15 protein-coding genes, 2 tRNA genes and 1 pseudogene are annotated in these 18,602 nt (G+C 56.5%); 5 read left to right on the top strand and 13 right to left on the bottom strand.

All coding sequences use genetic code 11. From position 1 onward, the window contains the following. Nucleotides 1–16 precede the first annotated feature (16 nt). From JFT91_RS29285 to JFT91_RS29270, 5 genes and pseudogenes are all read right to left on the bottom strand, one after another. A complete protein-coding gene (locus JFT91_RS29285) occupies nt 17–607 on the bottom strand; it encodes a DUF4238 domain-containing protein (RefSeq protein ID WP_201234711.1) in 591 nt (196 codons plus the stop codon). Between the two features lie 42 nt (nt 608–649). Continuing rightward, complete coding sequence (locus JFT91_RS30360) at nt 650–745, bottom strand: SEC-C metal-binding domain-containing protein (RefSeq protein WP_518524901.1); 96 nt, start codon at nt 743–745, stop codon at nt 650–652. A 29-nt stretch (nt 746–774) separates the two neighbouring features. After that, the gene (locus tag JFT91_RS29275; RefSeq protein ID WP_201234709.1) at nt 775–2,046 is read right to left on the bottom strand and encodes a hypothetical protein; all 1,272 of its coding nucleotides are present in this window, start codon (nt 2,044–2,046) and stop codon (nt 775–777) included. Between the two features lie 142 nt (nt 2,047–2,188). Further along, nucleotides 2,189–2,484, bottom strand: a pseudogene (locus JFT91_RS29835) (hypothetical protein). An 8-nt stretch (nt 2,485–2,492) separates the two neighbouring features. Then, complete coding sequence (locus JFT91_RS29270; RefSeq protein WP_242489384.1) at nt 2,493–2,744, bottom strand: hypothetical protein; 252 nt, start codon at nt 2,742–2,744, stop codon at nt 2,493–2,495. A 631-nt stretch (nt 2,745–3,375) separates the two neighbouring features. Here JFT91_RS29270 and JFT91_RS29265 point away from each other — a divergent pair. The 4 genes from JFT91_RS29265 to JFT91_RS29250 all read left to right on the top strand — a co-directional run bounded on the left by JFT91_RS29265 (nt 3,376) and on the right by JFT91_RS29250 (nt 7,225). Next, complete coding sequence (locus JFT91_RS29265) at nt 3,376–4,170, top strand: DNA adenine methylase (protein WP_201234707.1); 795 nt, start codon at nt 3,376–3,378, stop codon at nt 4,168–4,170. Nucleotides 4,171–4,559: 389 nt separating this feature from the next. Continuing rightward, a complete protein-coding gene (locus tag JFT91_RS29260) occupies nt 4,560–6,461 on the top strand; it encodes a potassium transporter Kup (protein WP_201227707.1) in 1,902 nt (633 codons plus the stop codon). A gap of 174 nt (nt 6,462–6,635) precedes the next feature. After that, complete coding sequence (locus JFT91_RS29255; protein WP_064393110.1) at nt 6,636–6,926, top strand: Phd-YefM; 291 nt, start codon at nt 6,636–6,638, stop codon at nt 6,924–6,926. 11 nt (nt 6,927–6,937) lie between these two features. Beyond that, entirely contained in the window at nt 6,938–7,225 is a 288-nt protein-coding gene (locus JFT91_RS29250) for a type II toxin-antitoxin system RelE family toxin (RefSeq protein ID WP_201234705.1), read from the top strand. A 76-nt stretch (nt 7,226–7,301) separates the two neighbouring features. Here the strand turns inward: JFT91_RS29250 and JFT91_RS29245 are convergent, their stop codons facing one another. The 5 genes from JFT91_RS29245 to JFT91_RS29225 form a co-directional block, all read right to left on the bottom strand. Further along, on the bottom strand, nt 7,302–7,628 hold the full coding sequence (locus JFT91_RS29245) for a DUF3077 domain-containing protein (RefSeq protein ID WP_201234703.1): 327 nt from the start codon (nt 7,626–7,628) through the stop codon (nt 7,302–7,304). Between the two features lie 554 nt (nt 7,629–8,182). Further along, nucleotides 8,183–9,478: a virulence factor family protein gene (locus JFT91_RS29240; RefSeq protein WP_201234701.1), complete on the bottom strand. Its 1,296-nt coding sequence runs from the start codon at nt 9,476–9,478 to the stop codon at nt 8,183–8,185. Next, nucleotides 9,478–12,117, bottom strand: coding sequence for a bifunctional lysylphosphatidylglycerol flippase/synthetase MprF (gene mprF, locus JFT91_RS29235; RefSeq protein ID WP_201227705.1), 2,640 nt, complete (start codon nt 12,115–12,117; stop codon nt 9,478–9,480). The genes JFT91_RS29240 and mprF overlap by 1 nt, the downstream gene beginning before the upstream one ends. 279 nt (nt 12,118–12,396) lie before the next feature. Further along, nucleotides 12,397–12,473 (bottom strand) — tRNA-Met (locus JFT91_RS29230). A gap of 222 nt (nt 12,474–12,695) precedes the next feature. Then, nucleotides 12,696–12,772: transfer RNA gene (locus tag JFT91_RS29225), tRNA-Met, on the bottom strand. Between the two features lie 281 nt (nt 12,773–13,053). Here JFT91_RS29225 and dinB point away from each other — a divergent pair. Continuing rightward, nucleotides 13,054–14,115, top strand: coding sequence for a DNA polymerase IV (gene dinB, locus JFT91_RS29220; protein ID WP_201234699.1), 1,062 nt, complete (start codon nt 13,054–13,056; stop codon nt 14,113–14,115). Between the two features lie 87 nt (nt 14,116–14,202). Here dinB and JFT91_RS29215 read toward each other — a convergent pair whose 3' ends face one another. The 3 genes from JFT91_RS29215 to JFT91_RS29205 form a co-directional block, all read right to left on the bottom strand. Next, nucleotides 14,203–15,156: a hypothetical protein gene (locus tag JFT91_RS29215; protein WP_201227703.1), complete on the bottom strand. Its 954-nt coding sequence runs from the start codon at nt 15,154–15,156 to the stop codon at nt 14,203–14,205. 17 nt (nt 15,157–15,173) lie between these two features. Continuing rightward, on the bottom strand, nt 15,174–16,889 hold the full coding sequence (locus JFT91_RS29210) for a proline--tRNA ligase (protein ID WP_201234695.1): 1,716 nt from the start codon (nt 16,887–16,889) through the stop codon (nt 15,174–15,176). A 129-nt stretch (nt 16,890–17,018) separates the two neighbouring features. Then, nucleotides 17,019–18,578 carry an AmpG family muropeptide MFS transporter gene (locus JFT91_RS29205; protein ID WP_201227701.1) on the bottom strand — a complete coding sequence of 520 codons (1,560 nt, stop codon included), beginning with the start codon at nt 18,576–18,578 and terminating at the stop codon, nt 17,019–17,021. Between the last annotated feature and the right edge of the window lie 24 nt (nt 18,579–18,602).

The raw sequence follows: 18,602 nt of genomic DNA, 5'->3' as shown, positions 1-18,602 counted from the left end.
AATAGTTTTACATGTTCTACCCATAGCTCGTTATCTTGATTGACTTTTTCATTAGCTCAAATGATCGGTCGCGCATTTTTCTAGTTCTTGCAAGTTGGTGAGCAAGATAATTATAGAAAGCGACCATGTTGGACCGTATGTCGAGGCAGCTTGCATTTCCTTTCCACAGTTCGTCCATTACCGGGCGAGCCAATAATTCAATCGCTGTATAGGTTTTTTCCAAAGAATTATTTGATGCCCATTCTGATATTTTCTTGAGCTCTTCTAAGTCTTCTTCTTTGGCGACTCCCTTCAATATCTCAGGGGTTTTGATGAGCATTGAAATCTTTTTAAAATAATCTAGTTGCGAAGTGTGGAATTTTTTAACGATCGGCGAATCTGAAGTCGGAAGACGTTCGATAAACTGAATGTCATGTTCGTCGAGTGGGGTTACTTGATAGAAGTGTAAATCTTGTGAACGTCCATAAATGCTATCGCGACGAATATTTCCGCCTTTGCTACTTATGTACCAAATGTCATCACCGTTCGCCCACTGTCGTAGATAGTGCGCCCATACATAGTGGTGCTTTTTAATTATTTCTAAATTATCTGTGGTTTTGGATGTCATATAGTTGTTGTGGGTCTAGTGGTTGTTGTTAAGTTTTTTAAATCAGGCGCCGCAACATTTTTTATACTTTTTCTCTGAACCACAGGGGCACGGCTCATTTCGTCCGGTCTTACCCTTGTTTTTTGCTTTGAATTGCACGAACTCATTAACGGTTATTTCGCGCTTTGTTAACGATTTTGTTTCAAAAAATCCCAACCCACGTTGAGGGATTTGTAGTGTTCTTGAAGCTCCTTTGGCCACTTCTCGCACGGCATAAGAATAAAGTCTTCAGCAATATTCTCTGAATATTTCGGCGGCTCCATGCCAATCCCAACTATCTTATTGAAGTGCGGGAATTTGTTCTTGGCCACCCCACACGCTATTTCTAGTACAGCTTGACGCTTTTGACGAGCGTCAGGTGCGCTTTCCATGTTTTTCGGTAGTTTTAGCTGTAGAAATACATACGCAGTTTTCGGGTCGCTCGAAGGCATCAAACTTACTTTTCGAGTCGCAACATTTGTATTAGGGAAGCTATCAATAGCTTGCATCATTCCATCTACAATTTCTCTTCGCATAAATCTTGGCTCTTTAACCATCTCATAAATGGCGCTCGGCCCGCGAGATAAATCTGTATTCCCTCCAATTGTACCGTCAATAGAATTTTGACAGGTGCGTTGTATAAGCTCGTCCCACATATAGGATATTTTGTTAGCGCTTTTTGTCGCCCAGTATGTTTCTGATTCTACAAATCCCTTCCAATCACCCTGGCTAATCATTACTCCATTGACTTTTTTATCGTTAGTGCCGATGTAGTGTCGATTTAGCTTTTTGTCATAGTTTGCGTAGTAGTGAGCAAGTAAGTCTTCCTCGCCGCAATAGGTTAATATGTCTAGGTGTGCGATTGCTTTTGTCTTTTCTTCCAGATAGTTTGCAAAATCGGTAACAGTGTCAAGCTCGCCAAGAATTATGGATAAGTTGTGACTATCAAGTATGTGGACGGGGGAGTGTTTATCCAATATTAAAGTAAATGGGTGTTCTGCTTCTAGGCTTGCAATTTTAGTTGAGTCTGTTTCAGTATAAGAGATTCCAAGGCTGCCATATATGTTATCTGGAGAGGAGTGCAAGCACGCTTCTTTGGCACCATGAGCAACAATAATTTTATGGATTACAGCCTTTTCAGGATCAATATTTAGGGGGAAAGGTTGGGTTCGCTTTCCATCTAAATATAAAGGTCGTCCAGCTTTTAAATAACGCTCCGCACCATGAGCGGTAATAATCTGTTTATCAATGACATTCTTCTTCCACCTATTCCACAGTACGAGTGGATCCTTATCTTTGCTTATCGGTAATTCACTGCGCCTATCGAAAAAAACAAAAACGTCATTTCCAAATACGGCTATCGAATCACAGAATTCCTTACCGTCATCTTTATAGGGGTTAGGATATGTCCACAGTCTCAAAAAGATTTTTGGCAGAACTGCGCCAGCAGCCGTTCAGATTCGGTAACCCCACCAGATGATACCTTGCCCATAACATCATCCTTTCGTTAGTAAAGCTCTGACGAGATTGGCTCAAAGTCCTGACAGTTGCACTAACATTCTTTCATTCTTCTCGGCACCACCAGGACTGAGCATACGCACAACCGTCAATGTACTCGATTCCACTCAGAACAAATCCGGTCACAGCCATCCCGGCTAAGGTGGCATCGAGCAAGGGGGAAGTGGATCAGGATCAAGAGGCATTCCGACCTCAACGCGAGCGACGTTGGCTGCACGGCCTAATTCGTGACAGACAGTAGAGTTCACCATCACGTTGCCGCGGATTGCCGGATACCGGCGCCGCTCCTTCGGATCTAGCGCAACACCACGAAGGCGCATAGGCGTGACCAATACGTGCATGGTTTCTCCTACTCGTCAGCGTCGAGGTCAAGTAATGACTCAACCGCGTAGGCTAGCGCCGCGTCCGCTAACTCAAGCAAGTCGCCAAGTTCGTCAGCGTCAATCATCTGGCCCTGGTGCAACGCATGCGCTTGCCTGAGCAGCGCTTTGTGATGGGCACCAGGCATTGCAAGCAACGATACCTCATCACGCAACATGATCCGCCACTGCGCCATCGCGGGAGCTTCAGTGGTTAGGGTTTTCGCAGATTCTATATTCATCGGCCATGACTACCTTGCTCAAGCACTGTATATGCAAACAGTATATCGGTAGACGGACTGCTCAACATCAGCGGAGCGACTGACGGCAATTGGCGACCCCTGAAGTCGTTTGCGCCTATTTTTCGCCTGGAATTGATCGTCCCTTGGAAAATCCTACAGCTAAGAAAAAATCTGCTGAAAAAGCACTTATCCCCCTCCCGCCGACGGGGCTTGCGTCTTTTTTTGTGCAAATCGGAAAGTAGTGCAAACAAAGCTGTAGCCCGCGCCGCCTGTGGGCCTTGCCAAGCGACCCGCAGTTTCACAGTTTGCAAAATTTGGAAGGGAAGTGCAGCGCGCTTGCGCAGTGCTGCTGCAGAAGCGTGCGCAAGGAATAAAGCCGGTGGCCCCAGTTTTACAGGGGTGAACAATGAAAAAGGCAGAGATAAGGAGATTTTTGTTTTTGAGAGTGATCAGTTGCATGTTGGGAAAGGCGCGCGCCGGTCAGAGTCACCATCACGTCTAACGCCTTTAAAATCGCGGGCTGCGGCTTCTACTGAGCGCCTAAATGCTTTTCACAGACTATCCCTGAGCCGGCGTCGAATAACGTATTATTCATTACTGGATATACATACAGTAAGAGGCTCAAATTTTAATGTCTACACCCATCATTCCGTGGATGGGCGGGAAGCGCCGTTTGGCCGATCGCCTGATTCCTCTCTTTCCACCACACGAATGCTACGTCGAAGTCTTTGCCGGCGGTGCCGCGCTCTACTTCATGCGTCCACAACCATCGCCAGTTGAAGTCCTGAACGACATCAACGGTGACCTTGTCACGCTTTATCGCGTTGTGCAGAACCATCTCGAAGAGTTTGTGCGCCAGTTCAAATGGGCGCTCAGTTCTCGCCAAGTATTTGAATGGCAAAAGATGACCCGCCCTGAGACTCTGACCGACATCCAGCGAGCCGCCCGATTTTTCTACCTGCAGCACCATGCTTTCGCAGGCAAGGTCAGCGGCCAATCATTTGGCACTGCCACTACCGGACCCGCTATCAATCTGTTGCGTATCGAAGAGAACCTTTCAGCCGCCTGGCAGCGTCTGTCGGGTACATACGTTGAGAATCTTCCATGGCTTGAATGCGCGGAACGTTACGACCGTGCTCATACCTTCCATTACATGGATCCCCCTTACTGGGAGACAGCGGGTTATGGCGTGGACTTTCCATTCGAGAACTACGAGCGCATGGCTGACTTTATGCGACGTTGCAAAGGCAAGGTAATGGTCAGTATCAACGACCATCCGGACATTCGGCGGGTGTTCGAAGGATTTCATTTTGAGACGCTGGATATCCGCTACAGCACGGGCAATCAGCGGCAGGGGAAGCCGCAGGTCAGCGGTGAGCTGGTGATCATGAATTGGGAGCCGGCAGCGTTGGGAGGATTGTTCTAAGCCTTTGCAAGAATGACTAGTGTTTATTTCGTGTATCGCTAGGGCAACCCAGAGATACAAAGCCAACCTTTGGATTGGCCGGCGCAGGAGTGGTGGACATGTCTAACCTCGGTATTTTGTGACGCCACTTTCTTGGTGCGAAAGCCGACGGACGGGCGCTTAGGGCGCGCCTCTGATCAAAAAGTGCGCAATTCTAGCGGCGAGGAGCGCACTTGACCAGCTTTATGCCGGGAAATACGACGAGTGCTGCGCTATGCTTCGCGCCTTTGCGCTTTACTGAATTTTTACAGTCAACAAAACGTCTGTAACAACGGGTAAAACAGCGCATGCTGCACGACAAAGCATAGTGCTTCGTTCGAAGAAGCCGGTCTGGGAATCAGGAGTGTTGGATGGGTCAGGCAAGTAGTCAGGCGGCGGGCGCCGAGCATTCGACGGCAAAGCCGATCGGCATGCTGGTCGCCGCGGTCGGGGTGGTTTACGGCGACATCGGCACGAGCCCGTTGTACACCCTCAAAGAAGTCTTTTCCGGCGGTTACGGTGTGGCCGTCAATCACGATGGCGTGCTGGGCATTCTGTCGTTGATCTTCTGGTCGCTGATCTGGGTCGTGTCGATCAAATACATGATGTTCGTGCTGCGCGCCGACAACCAGGGCGAGGGCGGGATCATGGCGCTCACCGCGCTGGCACGGCGGGCGGCGGGGCATCGTAAAAAGCTGCGATCGTTGCTGGTGGTTTGCGGACTGATCGGCGCTGCGCTGTTTTACGGCGACAGCATGATCACCCCGGCGATTTCCGTTCTTTCGGCAATTGAAGGCCTGGGCCTGGCATTTGATGGCATCGACCATTGGGTGGTGCCGTTGTCGCTGGTGGTGCTGGTCGGGTTGTTTCTGATCCAGAAGCACGGTACAGCGCGGATCGGCATCCTCTTCGGCCCCATCATGGTGACCTGGTTTCTGGTCCTCGGGGCGCTGGGCGTCTACGGCATCAGCCACGCGCCTGAAGTGCTGCATGCGATGAACCCGATGTGGGCGGTGAATTTCTTCGTGGTCCATCCAGGCATGGGCGTGGCGATTCTAGGCGCTGTGGTGCTGGCGCTGACCGGTGCCGAAGCGCTGTATGCCGACATGGGCCACTTCGGCCGCAAGCCGATTGCCCGCGCGTGGTTCATCCTGGTGCTGCCGGCGTTGGTACTCAACTACTTCGGTCAGGGCGCCTTGCTCCTGGAAAACCCGGAAGCAGCGCGTAACCCGTTCTATCTGTTGGCGCCAAGCTGGGCGTTGATTCCGCTGGTGGGCCTGTCGACGCTGGCCACCGTGATCGCTTCGCAAGCGGTGATTTCCGGTGCGTTCTCCCTGACCCGTCAGGCGATCCAGCTCGGTTACATCCCGCGCATGTACATCCAGCACACCTCCAGCGCTGAACAGGGTCAAATCTACATTGGCGCGGTGAACTGGTCGCTGATGGTCGGCGTTGTCTTGCTGGTGCTGGGCTTCGAATCCTCCGGCGCGCTGGCCTCCGCCTATGGCGTGGCCGTGACTGGCACGATGCTGATGACCACTATTCTGGTCTCGGCCGTCATGCTGCTGCTGTGGAAATGGCCACCGATCCTCGCGGTGCCGGTGTTGATCGGTTTCCTGCTGGTGGACGGTCTGTACTTCGCCGCCAACGTGCCGAAAATCGTGCAGGGCGGCGCCTTCCCGGTGATCGCCGGTATTGCACTGTTTGTGTTGATGACCACCTGGAAGCGCGGCAAGCAACTGCTGGTCGAGCGTCTGGACGAAGGCGCGCTGCCGCTGCCGATCTTCATCAGCAGCATCCGCGTGCAGCCGCCGCATCGTGTGCAGGGCACCGCCGTGTTCCTCACTGCGCGCTCCGACGCCGTACCGCATGCGCTGTTGCACAACCTGTTGCATAACCAGGTACTGCACGAACAAGTCGTGCTGCTGACCGTGGTTTACGAAGACATCCCGCGAGTGCCGCCATCTCGGCGTTTCGAAGTGGATTCCTACGGCGACGGCTTCTTCCGAGTGATCCTCCACTTCGGCTTCACCGACGAGCCGGACGTGCCACAGGCGCTGAAGCTGTGTCATCTGGACGATCTGGATTTCAGCCCGATGCGCACGACTTACTTCCTCAGCCGCGAAACGGTGATCGCCTCGAAACTTGAGGGCATGGCGCGGTGGCGTGAGGCGTTGTTTGCGTTCATGTTGAAGAATGCGAATGGCAATTTGCGGTTCTTTAATTTGCCGCTGAACCGGGTGATTGAGTTGGGGACGCAGGTCGAGATGTAAGCCGGCGTCATCAGAGAGCCCCCGTCAGCCCTGCGGCTGGCGGGGGCTTTTTTGTGGGTGCCTGGTCGAGTGGGTATTTGGTCGGTGGCTGGAAACAGGAAGTTGCACTGTGTTTAATTGAACGCAATACTCTGTGCATTATTGTGCTCAGCAGCAAGCGAGTGAGAGGTATTTATGACGGCATTACTAGAACGCGCTGACCAGGCAATTTCCGTCACTGCCATGGTCAGGAGCTTCAGTGCGAAGCTCAAGGAGATCTCCAGTCGTGCAACTGAGCGTCTGGTCATCTTCAAAGACAATCAACCGGCAGCTGTCATCATCAATGTGCAGGCCTATCAAGAGATGCTGGATGAACTCGAGAACCTGCGCATCGAAGCGGCAGCCCGGGAGAGATTGATCAATTTTGATCCGGCCCAGGCGGTCAGCCATGACGATATGCGGGCCAGGTATGCCAGGAAGGACTAAGGGAGTGCTGGATGGTTTGGGGAGTGATTTATCATCCGGAAGTCCAAGGAGATCTGGATCAATTGGGATCTGCGGCAGCCAACCGGATTCTTGATGTCATTGAAGAGCGGATTATTAATGGTGAGCCAGAAAAATCTGGTAAACCGCTCAGAGCTAGCCTTGCCGGATGTCGCAGGATTCGCACGGGCGACACGCGCATTGTTTATCGGGTCAATGGCAGGGCGATTCAGGTGTTGATCGTCGCAGTTGGGGTGCGGCGAGATGAAGAGGTTTACGACGCCGCCGAGCGTCGAATCTGATCAATGTGCCTAACCCAATTAAAAGATAGCCCTCGCCGGTTTTTCAACTGGCGGGGGCTTTTTTGTGCCTGCGCTTTTACATGCTCTCGGGTGCATCTAATTCAGATTCAGCCTTTGTTCGCGGAGGACGAGGAGTCAGTGTCTGAATCACATCATCAAGCAAAGCCTTGCCCATGACTGTCAGGTAATGCGCAGCCCAAGCGTGGCGGTCGGTGTCTTTGATGAATGCCGCATCTTCGGCGAAGGATTTTGCGAGGTACAGCAGGTCGGAGGATTGGGACAGGGCATCGATGATCGGGATGCCGCAGCGGACGTTGAAGAACGCTTGATCGGAGTTGTAGAGGAAAGGGGTGAGGCCGATGGTTGTAAGGTCTGAAGGCGATGACGGACTTTCTTTGCTCATTGTTTTGCTCCTTAAAACGAGGAGCTGCCTCATTCGTTACCACACGAATGGGTGGCAGCTGTACGCAGGGTGGTAAACCGGGAGAGCAAAGAAACCGGCAGACCCGAAGGTCTCCCACGTACAGCTGCCATGACAGCGAATTACAGGCGTAAGGAACGTCTGATGTCGTGATGGAGGCACTGTTGCACTTTGCCTAGCCGGGTTACCACACCCGATCGCTGAATGGGTCAGCGACGTTCGGAGAGTATCCCGTCAAAAAACAGCGCAATAGAGCGGCAGAGCGTCCAAACACGAGTTTCGGAGTTTGCCTACAAGGTCTGTGGGCGTCATCTGATATTGCGAGACTGGAAGTAAACAAAACTACACGTCGGATATGCAGTTCCCTTGTAGGAGTGAGCCTGCTCGCGATAGCGGTGTGTCAGTTGGCAAATAGGTGGCTGACACTCCGCTATCGCGAGCAGGCTCACTCCTACAGGGGAATGGGTTCATCGTCCGAGATGTAAAAGCCCCCGCAGCTTCACAGTTGCGAGGGCTTTTCGGTGGCGTGGCTCAGATCACTCTTCGGCGACCTGGCTTGCTGCCTGGCGCTTCTCGATCAAGTCCACCAAACGCTTGGCCAGCGCCGGGTAGTTCTCGTCGAAGTGGTGGCCGCCAGGCAGTTTCACCGCTTCACCGACTGCAGTTTTGTCAGTGCAGCCGCTTTCATCCGTCTCTTCCTCACCGTAGATGCAAATCACCTTGGCCGGTGGCAGTTTGGCCATTTCCGGGCCGGTGGCGGCTTCTTTGCCGGCGTTACCCAGCCAGCCTTCGACTTCGATTTCGAAGCTGCCGGTGCGGGCGAAGGCCAGCAGGATGATTGCGTCTACGCGTTGCTGCTCGGTGTCCGGCAGGCGGTTGTAGATCGCTGGCAACACATCGGCACCGAACGAGTAACCGGTGAGGATGAAGCGCTTGGTGCCCCATTTCTGCCGGTAGTGCTGCATCAGTTCGGTCAGGTCCAGCGCGCTTTGCTCCGGGCTCTTGTGCTGCCAGTAGTAGCGCAAGGTGTCGATGCCGACCACCGGATAGCCGATCTTGGCCATCTCGCCCGCTACATCGCGGTCGAGGTCGCGCCAGCCGCCGTCACCGGAGAGGAACAGGGTGACGGTGTCTTTGGCCTGGCCTGCCGGTACTTCAACCACCGGGATTGCCAGACCGCCGTTAGCCTTGTCGCCGCCGACGAGGATCTTGCGTAGTTCGTTGTTCAGCACTTGCGGCAGGTTGATGTCGTAGTCGCTGATGCTGGTTTCGGCGTTCGGTTGATCGCGCACGAAGCCTGCGCTGGCGTCATCCGGGTTGTCGTTCCAGGCCACCAGCCAGTGGCCGTGGGCGGCAGACTTCGGCAGCAGGTGCGTGCAGCCACCCTTTTCCAGAGCGAGGTCAACGGAGACGGCTTGGGCCTTGTCGTCTTTCTGTTCCGACAACCAGCGCCAGGCCAGCACGGCACCAGGACCGACGCCGCTGACCAATGTCGCCGGGCCATTCAGTTCACGCAGACCTGATTGCAGGGCGCGGCTCTGCAGCAGGCAGTCCTTGGGCAAGATCACCTGAACGAGTTGCGCCGAAGCGCTACGGCTCAGGGTGGTCAGTTGTTTTTCACTGAGCTTCTGGTCGTCATTAACCGCGATCAGCACTTGGGCCTTGGCCTTGGTGCCGGGAATGACGCGGGTCATGGCCGCACCATCGGCCGGGTTGAGCTGTTCGACGGTCGGTTCCGGTGCCGGGCGTTTCAGGTACCAGTAACCGCCGCCGGCAATCACGGCCAGCACGATCAGTGCGGCCAGGATGTACTTCAGGGAGCGTTGAATCATCAGCGTTTCACCAATCCAGTCAAGCCGCCCGCGATCAGGGCAGCAGTGTCGGCCAGCGCCACCAGCGGATCGAGTCCGGCGGGCACGGCCATATAACGGGGTTCCCAGTCAGGCTGGAACTTGTCTTTGAAGCGGCGCAAGCCTTGGAAGTTGTACAGCTGCTCACCACGGCGGAAAACCATCGAACCCAGGCGCTGGGTCAGCGGTGCACCACGCCGGGGTTGCAACCCCGACAACGGCACCATGCCCAGGCTGAAGCGCGCGTATCCGTGACTCTTATAGTGTTGAATCAGGCCGACCATCATGAATTCCATGGTCAGCTTTGGAGCGTCCGGGTGCGCGCGCATCAGGTCGAGGCTGGCCAGGTCGTGGCTGTAAGTCTCGAGCAGGTTGGCGAACGCCACCGGGCGGCCCTCGAAGCGAATCACCGCGATGCGGAAATGCTTCAGGTAATCGTCGCTGAAACGGCCGAGGGAGAAGCCTTTCTCGCGCACATTCTTGCCGGTCAGCCACGCATCGGAAATCACTCTCAGCTCATCCATCGGCGCCTGGCCCGGCTCGTGGATCTCCAGCGACAGACCGTCGCGGGAGCCACGGTTCCAGGTGTAACGCAGATCCTTCATCTCTTTGCCCTTGGCTTCCAGGTCAAAGCGCACCAGATCGACCCGGGCTTCCTCGCCGAGCTTGATCGCAGTCAAGCCGATGTCCATGTAGTACGGCAGGTTCTCCGCGCGCACCTGGTAGAACACCGGGCGGGCGTGGTGAATATCGCAGAGGTCGCGGAACTGCCAGATCATCTCGGCGCGTTGCTGGCCGGGGCCGATCGGGTCGTACAGCGCCACCAGGCTGCGGCCACGGCGCGCGTACATCAGAAACGCTTCATCGTTCTGGTGAAACAGCAGCGCCTTGTCACCGGTCAGCGCCAGGCCGCCGTCGGGTTGCGACGAAGCCATCAGAATCTTTGCCGCACGATCGAGTTCATCAGGCGTCGGCAAGTGAATGACCGGGCGCGCGGTGCGCAGCAGCCATGTCAGCGCGATCACCAGCAACAGCACGGCAGCGCCGAGCAGCGAACGCAGGCCACGTGGCGCGTCTGCATCAAGGGTGAACTGCCACCAGAGTTGATGGCTGTAAGGCACGTCTTGATAGGCGAACAGCAACAGCCACGTCGAAGCGCCCAGCACGCAGAGACTGGCCACCAGATACAGCGGCGAGAAGGGCAGTTCGGTCAAGCGACTCGGGCGATAGAACGAGCGACGGAACACACCGAGCAACGCAGCCGTAAGGGTCATCAGCGTCGCTTCTTCCCAGTCGAAGCCTTTGAGCAGCGAGAGCAGGGCGCCAACCAACAGCAGAATGGTGGTCAGCATCCACGCCGCCGACAGCCGACGGCGCAGGCCCTGAGCGAGCATCAGGCAGAGCACGCCGATCAGGCTGGCGCCAAAGTGCGAAGCGTCGACCAGACGATGCGGGATCAGAAAACCGATATGTTCCAGCCGTGTATCGATTTCCGGGGTCGCACCGGAGAACAGCAGCACCACGCCGGACAAGAACACCAGCACCGCCAGAATCGGCGCTGCGAGACCAGACGCGGCGCGCATGGTCTGGGTCTGGAACAGGCGCTGACCTTCGTTGATCAGCAGGAATACGCAGGCCACCAGCAACGGCAACACCACATAGATCAGGCGATACAGCAGCAGCGCAGCGGCGAGAGGCGCGGCACCGAGCTTGTCGGCGAAAGCGGCCAGCAGGATCGCTTCGAACACACCGACGCCGCCGGGTACGTGGCTGAGTACGCCGGCAGCCAATGCCAGCAGGTACACCAGCAGGAACGCACCAAACGGCGGCGCTTCCGGCAGCAATAGATAGAGAACAGTCGCGGCGGCCGCAACGTCGAGGGCGGTAATGATCAACTGCAGGAACGTCAGACGTCGACCCGGCAGGCGCAGGGTGCGGCGACCGACCCTGACCAGCAGGTTGTCGCGCAACGGCTGTTCCGGCAGGCGCCGACGATAGATGCCGATAGCCAGCACTGCGCCAAGCAACAGCACGACCGCGGCGACTGTGCCGAGCAGGCCTTCGGACAAACCCAGTGCCTGAGAGGCAGCAGGCAAGTCACTCAGTGTCGCGAGCGCTGCCAGCGGCGGCAGGGCACAACCCAGCGACAGACTGGCAAACAAGGTCATGTGCGCGACTTCCGACGCCCCCAGACCCAGCCGCGCATATAAACGGTAGCGCACCGAACCGCCGGACAACAGCGAAAGGCCGATGGCGTTACCAATCGCAAACGCGGTAAAGCCGCCGAGGGCCAGCGTACGCGGTGGCAATGTCACACCGGCATAGCGACTGGCTGACCATTCGTAGCCCAGCAGAATAATGAAGCCGACCACGGTCGCGCCGAACGCGCCGAGCAGGGCGGGTTTCGGCACGTCGAGGATCGAGTCGTGCAGCGCGTCGAGATCGAGCTCGGCAAGCAGATGACGACAGGCAATCAGCGCAATGGCGAACAACAGCAGCGTGACCGCCAGACCAATGGGTTGACGGTACTTGCTCAACCGATCCAGCAAGCGCAAACGCTCGGGTTTGATCGGATGTTCCGCTGTGACGGTGTCTTGTGAATCAGACGAGTTGGCGCGCATCAATCACCTCTTGGATTGTGCGCGACAGGATGGGGGTATCCAGCCAAGTTACCAATCCCTGTAGAAAAAAATAATCACAAAATACTACGCCTCTCACCGGGTATCGGCGAGGGCAGTTCCTGGATTGCAGACGTCTTGCCTGCGACTCAAGCATAGTCGCAAGTTGGCGAGTCTGATGATCCCAAGCGGTTCACTGCACAGTGACAGATCATTGTTGCGAAAGGACTTTTTCGACAGATACAAAAAAGGCCACTCTTTCGAGTAGCCTTTTTTGATGTTTGGTTGCGGGAGCCGGATTTGAACCGACGACCTTCGGGTTATGAGCCCGACGAGCTACCAGACTGCTCCATCCCGCGTCTGTGTGGCGGCATTCTACAGGCGAACGGCGAGGTGTCAACCGCTAATCCCATAAAGGGTCAAATAAATGTGAATTCGCGTCAAACAGTCGCACGTGACGCGTTAAGTTTTGGAAATGAAACGAATTCCTGTTTGGCAATGCGCTTGCGTCAGCCTGGCAATAACTGCAAAACAGGCGCGCACAAAAAAGGCCACTCTTTCGAGTAGCCTTTTTTGATGTTTGGTTGCGGGAGCCGGATTTGAACCGACGACCTTCGGGTTATGAGCCCGACGAGCTACCAGACTGCTCCATCCCGCGTCTGTGTGTCGGCATTCTACAGAGGAATGCCGGGGTGTCAACCCGCAATCTGGATAAAATCTGTTGAGGTTCAATCGGTTAGCGCATTTTATCGGGTGTTTTTATAGCTACAGGGCAGGCGGGGCAAGGCTTTCAGCTCTATTGGCTGGCGTTTTTCGATTGATAAAATAAATCCAAAGGACATTTCCTACCGCTCAGAAAGAACATTCAGCACCACTGGTGCTATATACAGGTGTCAGTGAGATACTGCCGATCCGGCTCGCCACGTTTCCTTTTCTGACATGACTCAGCGAAAAATCATCCACATCGACTGCGATTGTTTTTACGCCGCCATCGAGATGCGCGATGACCCGCGTCTGGCCGGCAAGCCACTCGCGGTGGGTGGTTCGGCAGATCGACGCGGGGTGATTGCTACCTGCAATTACGAGGCGCGGGCTTACGGCGTACGCTCGGCGATGGCTTCGGGACATGCCTTGAAGCTGTGTCCCGACCTGACTATCGTCAAGCCGCGCATGGATGCCTATCGCGAGGCCTCGAAAGAAATTCACACGATCTTTGCCGATTACACCGACCTGATCGAGCCCTTGTCGCTCGACGAGGCTTATCTGGACGTGTCTGACAGTGCGCATTTCGGCGGCAGTGCCACACGCATTGCTCAGGACATCCGTCGCCGAGTCTCCAATCAGTTGCATATCACTGTGTCTGCGGGCGTGGCGCCGAACAAGTTTCTGGCGAAGATCGCCAGTGACTGGAAGAAGCCCAATGGTTTGTTTGTGATTACACCGGATCAGGTCGAGGACTTCGTCAGTGGCCTGCCAGTGAGCAAGTTGCACGGTGTCGGCAAAGTTACGGCGGACAAACTGGGCAGGCTCGGCATCGTCGAATGCTCACAGTTGCGCGAGTGGGGCAAATTGGCGCTGGTGCGCGAATTCGGCAGCTTTGGTGAGCGATTGTGGAGTCTGGCCCGTGGGATCGATGACCGGTTGGTGCACAACGACAGTCGGCGTCAGTCGATCAGCGTGGAAAACACCTACGACGTCGATCTGCCTGATCTGCGCAGTTGCCTGGATAAGTTGCCGGAACTGTTGGAGACCCTGAAAACGCGCATGGCACGGATCGACAGCAGTTATCGACCGGGCAAGCCGTTCGTCAAAGTGAAGTTTCATGACTTTACCCAGACGACGCTGGAGCAGGCCGGGGCAGGGCGGGATCTGGGCAGTTATCAGTTGATGCTGACGCAGGCGTTCAATCGCGGCGGGAAACCGGTGCGGTTATTGGGGGTTGGGGTGCGGCTGGAGGATTTGCGCGGCGGGTTTGAGCAGATGGAGTTGTTCGAGCGTTAAAGTCAAAAGATCGCAGCCTGCGGCAGCTCCTACATTGGAATGCGTTCCCTGTAGGAGCTGCCGAAGGCTGCGATCTTTTAATTAGGCTTAATTCGGTCCCGGATCTGCAACCAGACGCCCAGCATCCTTGGTCAAAGACTTGAGAAACTCAGTCTGCAGCTCAGGATCGTTGCGTGTCAGTTCGATCAGGCTTTGTTCCAGTTCGCTGGCTTCTTCTTCCAGGCCCAGTTCCGACAGGCGCTTGACCCGGTGGACCCACTGGCTCACTTCGTCGTCTTCCAGATCGTCGTAAATCAGCCCGTGCGCTTCCAGCAACTTGCCACGCAGTTGGCTGCTGATGATCAGGGAAGTGTCAGAGTGCACGTCATCCTTGGCGTCTTCGACGCTGATCTGCAGTTTGCCGACATGGTTGAGGTCATTTTCGGCAAAGGGACTGTCGAGCAGGTTCAGGCGCAGGACACCGTTACGATCGGTGGTCATGTCGAACGTCTGCTTGCCGGCCTTGACCTGCACTGGGCGCTCGCTCCACGGCAGGCTCGAATACTCCGTGCGCTTGTCGCGCTGGACTTCATCGATACCGGCCAGGTTCTGCTGCGCACGACCGTTGGACTGCACGTTCATGAACGGGTTGAGCCCGGCGAAGCCGTAGCTGAGCCAGTCCTTGGTCACGCTGTCCGGCAGGTTGCCGAGGGCGAAGACGTTGACCACGTTCGCGCCGACACCGCCAACCACGGCCACCACGCCCAGCGGGATCTCGTAGACCTCCCGCCAAGGCTGGTACGGCGTGTAGCGATCGTAATGACGGGTGACTTCGAACTCGGTGACTTCAAAAGTCTTCTGTTCGTTGATCTTCACGCGTCGCTGCGGCAGCTCAAGCGCCTTAGGCTCACCGACATCAATTTGCAGGCTATGGTCGAGCAACTTTCGCTCGACCCGCTCTTCGTGCTCGCTGCGTTGTGACATGTGATTGGCACAGCCGCTGACCAGCAGGGCACCGCACAAGGCGGTGCCACCGAGGCCTAAGGTGTTTCGCTTGAACATGACGTCTCTATCTGGTTTCAGCGGCGGATACGGGCCTGCAGGAAGGACAATACGTCGGCCACCGGCAATGCTTGCGCTTCGCCTTCGGTACGGCTCTTGTATTCCAGGTTGCCTTCGGCGAGGCCGCGGTCACTGACCACGATCCGGTGAGGAATGCCGATCAGCTCCATGTCCGCGAACTTGATGCCCGGGCTGGTTTTCTTGTCGCGGTCGTCCAGCAGCACTTCGAAGCCGGCGGCCGTCAATTCGGCGTACAGCTTGTCGGTGGCTTCGCGCACCTGCTCGGTTTCATAACGCAGCGGTACCAGAGCGATCTGGAACGGCGCCAGGGTGTCGCTCCAGATGATGCCGTTGGCGTCGTTGTTCTGCTCGATGGCCGCGGCCACCACGCGGGATACACCAATACCGTAGCAACCCATTTCCAGGGTCACCGGTTTGCCGTTCTCGCCCAGCACTTCGCACTTCATCGCCTTGCTGTACTTGTTGCCCAGCTGGAAGATGTGCCCGACTTCGATGCCGCGCTTGATTTCCAGCGTGCCTTTGCCGTCCGGGCTTGGGTCACCGGCAACCACGTTACGCAGGTCGGCGACGGTCGGAACCGGCAGATCACGCTCCCAGTTCACGCCGAAGTAGTGCTTGTCGTCGATGTTCGCGCCGATGCCAAAGTCGCTCATCAATTCGACCGAGCGGTCGATGATGATTGGCAGTGGCAGGTTCAGCGGGCCGAGGGAACCGGCGCCAGCGCCAATGGCGTCACGCAGTTCGGCATCGGAAGCCATGACCAGCGGGTTGGCCACGCCAGGTTGCTGGGCAGCTTTGATTTCGTTGAGTTCGTGGTCACCACGAATCACCAGCGCGATCAGCTTGCCTGCTTCTTCCGCGTGGACGATCAGGGTCTTGATAGTCTTTTCAATCGGCAGATTGAATTTTTCCACCAGTGCCGCGATGGTCTTGGTGTCTGGCGTATCGACCAGGCGCAGCTCTTCGGTCGCCGCGGCACGCGAAGTTTCGCGTGACACCGCTTCGGCCTTCTCGATGTTCGCTGCGTAGTCGGAACCGTTGCTGAAGACGATATCGTCTTCGCCGGATTCGGCGAGTACGTGGAATTCATGCGAACCCGCGCCACCGATCGAACCGTTGTCGGCTTCAACCGGACGGAATTTCAGGCCCAAACGGGTGAACACGTTGCAGTACGCCTGGTGCATGCGGTCGTAGGTAACCTGCAGCGACGCTTGATCGGCGTGGAACGAGTACGCGTCTTTCATGATGAATTCGCGGCCGCGCATCAAACCGAAGCGTGGACGGATTTCATCACGGAATTTGGTCTGGATCTGGTACAGGTTGATTGGCAGCTGTTTGTAGCTGCTCAACTCGTTGCGCATCAGATCGGTGATCACTTCTTCGTGGGTCGGGCCCGCGCAGAAGTCGCGACCGTGGCGGTCTTTGATGCGCAGCAGTTCAGGGCCGTATTCTTCCCAGCGCCCGGATTCCTGCCACAGCTCGGCCGGTTGGGTGCTCGGCATCAACACTTCCAGAGAGCCGGCAGCGTTCATCTCTTCGCGAACGATGGCTTCAACCTTGCGCATAACCCGCAGGCCCATGGGCAGCCAGGTGTACAGGCCCGAGGCGAGTTTGCGGATCATGCCGGCGCGCAGCATCAGCTGGTGGCTGATCACGACCGCATCGGAAGGCGTTTCTTTCTGTGTGGCGAGCAAAAATTGACTGGTGCGCATGGTTGGCCGTTGTCGGTTGCTATGACTGGAAATGACGGAGCAGTGTACCGGCGAGTTTTGCTGACGTACAGGCGTGCGGCCGGCGGTGAGGTGCAACGGCGGGATTCTTCCCGCCGTTGGCGAAATGTCCTACGACTCTTCCGCGACTGGCGTCGGCACGGGTTCGGGCGTGGGTGTCGGGCCTTCGCGGCGCCTTTCCTGGAACCAGTGCAGGGCGATCAGCACCAGCGTCGGCACACCGAGCAGTGCGGTGATCAGGAAGAAGCTGTGGTAGCCGAACTTCTCGACCATGACACCGGAATAGCCGCCCATAAGGCGCGGCAGCAGGAGCATGATCGAGCTGAGCAGAGCATATTGTGTCGCGGAGAACTTCAGGTTGGTCAGGCTCGACAGATAGGCGACGAACGCCGAGGTCGCCAGGCCGGAACTGAAGTTGTCGAGGGAAATGGTCACCACCAGCATCTTCAGGTTCGGACCCATGTCGGCGAGCATCACGAACAGAAGATTCGTGGCCGCCGAGGCTGCGCCGCCGATGAACAGAATCGGCAGAATGCCAAAGCGCACGATCAGCAGACCGCCCATGCCGGCGCCCACGAGGGTCATGATCAGGCCGAAGATTTTGCTGACACTGGCAATCTGATCCTTGGTAAAGCCCTGGTCGATGTAGAACACGTTGGCCATTACGCCCATCACTGTGTCCGACATCCGGTAGGTGGCGATCAGTCCGAGCAGCAATAGCGCCTGCCAGCGGTAACGCAGAATGAAGTCGTTGACGGGCGTCAGTACTGGCGCCAGGCCACGACGACCCATGGTCGACAGGCACAGGCCGGTGAGCAGCGTATAGAGAATGGCGCGCAGGAAAGCGCGGTCTTCAAGCAGCAGGTCGAGTGGGCTCATGCCGCCGAACAGCACGCTGGCAAAATCGGTGTTGTAGAGTTGGGTGAACATCGCCGGCACGGACACCAGCAGGACGATGAGTACAAACACCGACATCAGTTGATGCATGAACGTGTAGCGCCCGGCCTGCAATTGGGTGCGCAGCGGCACCGGCGGTTCGCGCATGAAAAAGGTGGTGAGCAGGGCAGGGATCATCAGCGCACCGAACAGCACGTAAGTGCCCGTCCATGCCGAATGCTGATAGTTGAACCCGGTAGAACCAAAGCCCTCCGCGAAAAACAGCGCGCCAGCGGTGGCCAACAGCGCTGCCACGCGATAACCCGACATGTAGCTGGCGGCGAGGGCGGCTTGGCGGTTGTCCTCGGCGATTTCCAGGCGATAGGCATCGACCGCGATATCTTGCGTTGCGGAGGCGAAGGCGACGACAACGGCGATGGCGATCAGCCAGGACAAATGCTTCTGCGGATCACAGAAACCCATGCCGATCAGGCCAAAAATTACCAGTGTTTGCGAAAGCACCAGCCACGAGCGTCGACGGCCAAGCTTGCCCAGTAACGGCAGGCGCCATTGGTCGAGCAGGGGCGACCAGACCCATTTGAACGCATAAGCGAGGCCGATCAGGCTCGCGTAGCCGATGGTTTCACGGGCTACGCCCGCTTCGCGCAGCCACACGGAAAGCGTTGAAAACACCAGCATGTACGGCAGGCCGGCGGCGAAACCCAGCAACAACAGCACGAGCGTCGAAGGACTGGCATAAGCGGCTAGCGCGGCGCGCCAGGTTTTACGGGGCATGGGCTGAAGTCTGCCTCAAGATTG

The organism is Pseudomonas sp. TH08 (assembly GCF_016651275.1).
Taxonomy (GTDB): domain Bacteria; phylum Pseudomonadota; class Gammaproteobacteria; order Pseudomonadales; family Pseudomonadaceae; genus Aquipseudomonas.
The sequence above is the reverse complement of the archived record's forward strand: the minus strand, read 5'-3'. Positions and strand labels throughout refer to the sequence as shown.

Excerpts from the sequence above, each read along its gene's own strand:
- JFT91_RS29285 (WP_201234711.1), bottom strand. The coding sequence starts at position 607 with ATGACATCCAAAACCACAGATAATTTAGAAATAATTAAAAAGCACCAC.
- JFT91_RS29270 (WP_242489384.1), bottom strand. The coding sequence starts at position 2,744 with ATGAATATAGAATCTGCGAAAACCCTAACCACTGAAGCTCCCGCGATG.
- JFT91_RS29265 (WP_201234707.1), top strand. The coding sequence starts at position 3,376 with ATGTCTACACCCATCATTCCGTGGATGGGCGGGAAGCGCCGTTTGGCC.
- JFT91_RS29260 (WP_201227707.1), top strand. The coding sequence starts at position 4,560 with ATGGGTCAGGCAAGTAGTCAGGCGGCGGGCGCCGAGCATTCGACGGCA.
- JFT91_RS29255 (WP_064393110.1), top strand. The coding sequence starts at position 6,636 with ATGACGGCATTACTAGAACGCGCTGACCAGGCAATTTCCGTCACTGCC.
- JFT91_RS29250 (WP_201234705.1), top strand. The coding sequence starts at position 6,938 with ATGGTTTGGGGAGTGATTTATCATCCGGAAGTCCAAGGAGATCTGGAT.
- JFT91_RS29245 (WP_201234703.1), bottom strand. The coding sequence starts at position 7,628 with ATGAGCAAAGAAAGTCCGTCATCGCCTTCAGACCTTACAACCATCGGC.
- JFT91_RS29240 (WP_201234701.1), bottom strand. The coding sequence starts at position 9,478 with ATGATTCAACGCTCCCTGAAGTACATCCTGGCCGCACTGATCGTGCTG.
- mprF (WP_201227705.1), bottom strand. The coding sequence starts at position 12,117 with ATGCGCGCCAACTCGTCTGATTCACAAGACACCGTCACAGCGGAACAT.
- dinB (WP_201234699.1), top strand. The coding sequence starts at position 13,054 with ATGACTCAGCGAAAAATCATCCACATCGACTGCGATTGTTTTTACGCC.
- JFT91_RS29215 (WP_201227703.1), bottom strand. The coding sequence starts at position 15,156 with ATGTTCAAGCGAAACACCTTAGGCCTCGGTGGCACCGCCTTGTGCGGT.
- JFT91_RS29210 (WP_201234695.1), bottom strand. The coding sequence starts at position 16,889 with ATGCGCACCAGTCAATTTTTGCTCGCCACACAGAAAGAAACGCCTTCC.
- JFT91_RS29205 (WP_201227701.1), bottom strand. The coding sequence starts at position 18,578 with ATGCCCCGTAAAACCTGGCGCGCCGCGCTAGCCGCTTATGCCAGTCCT.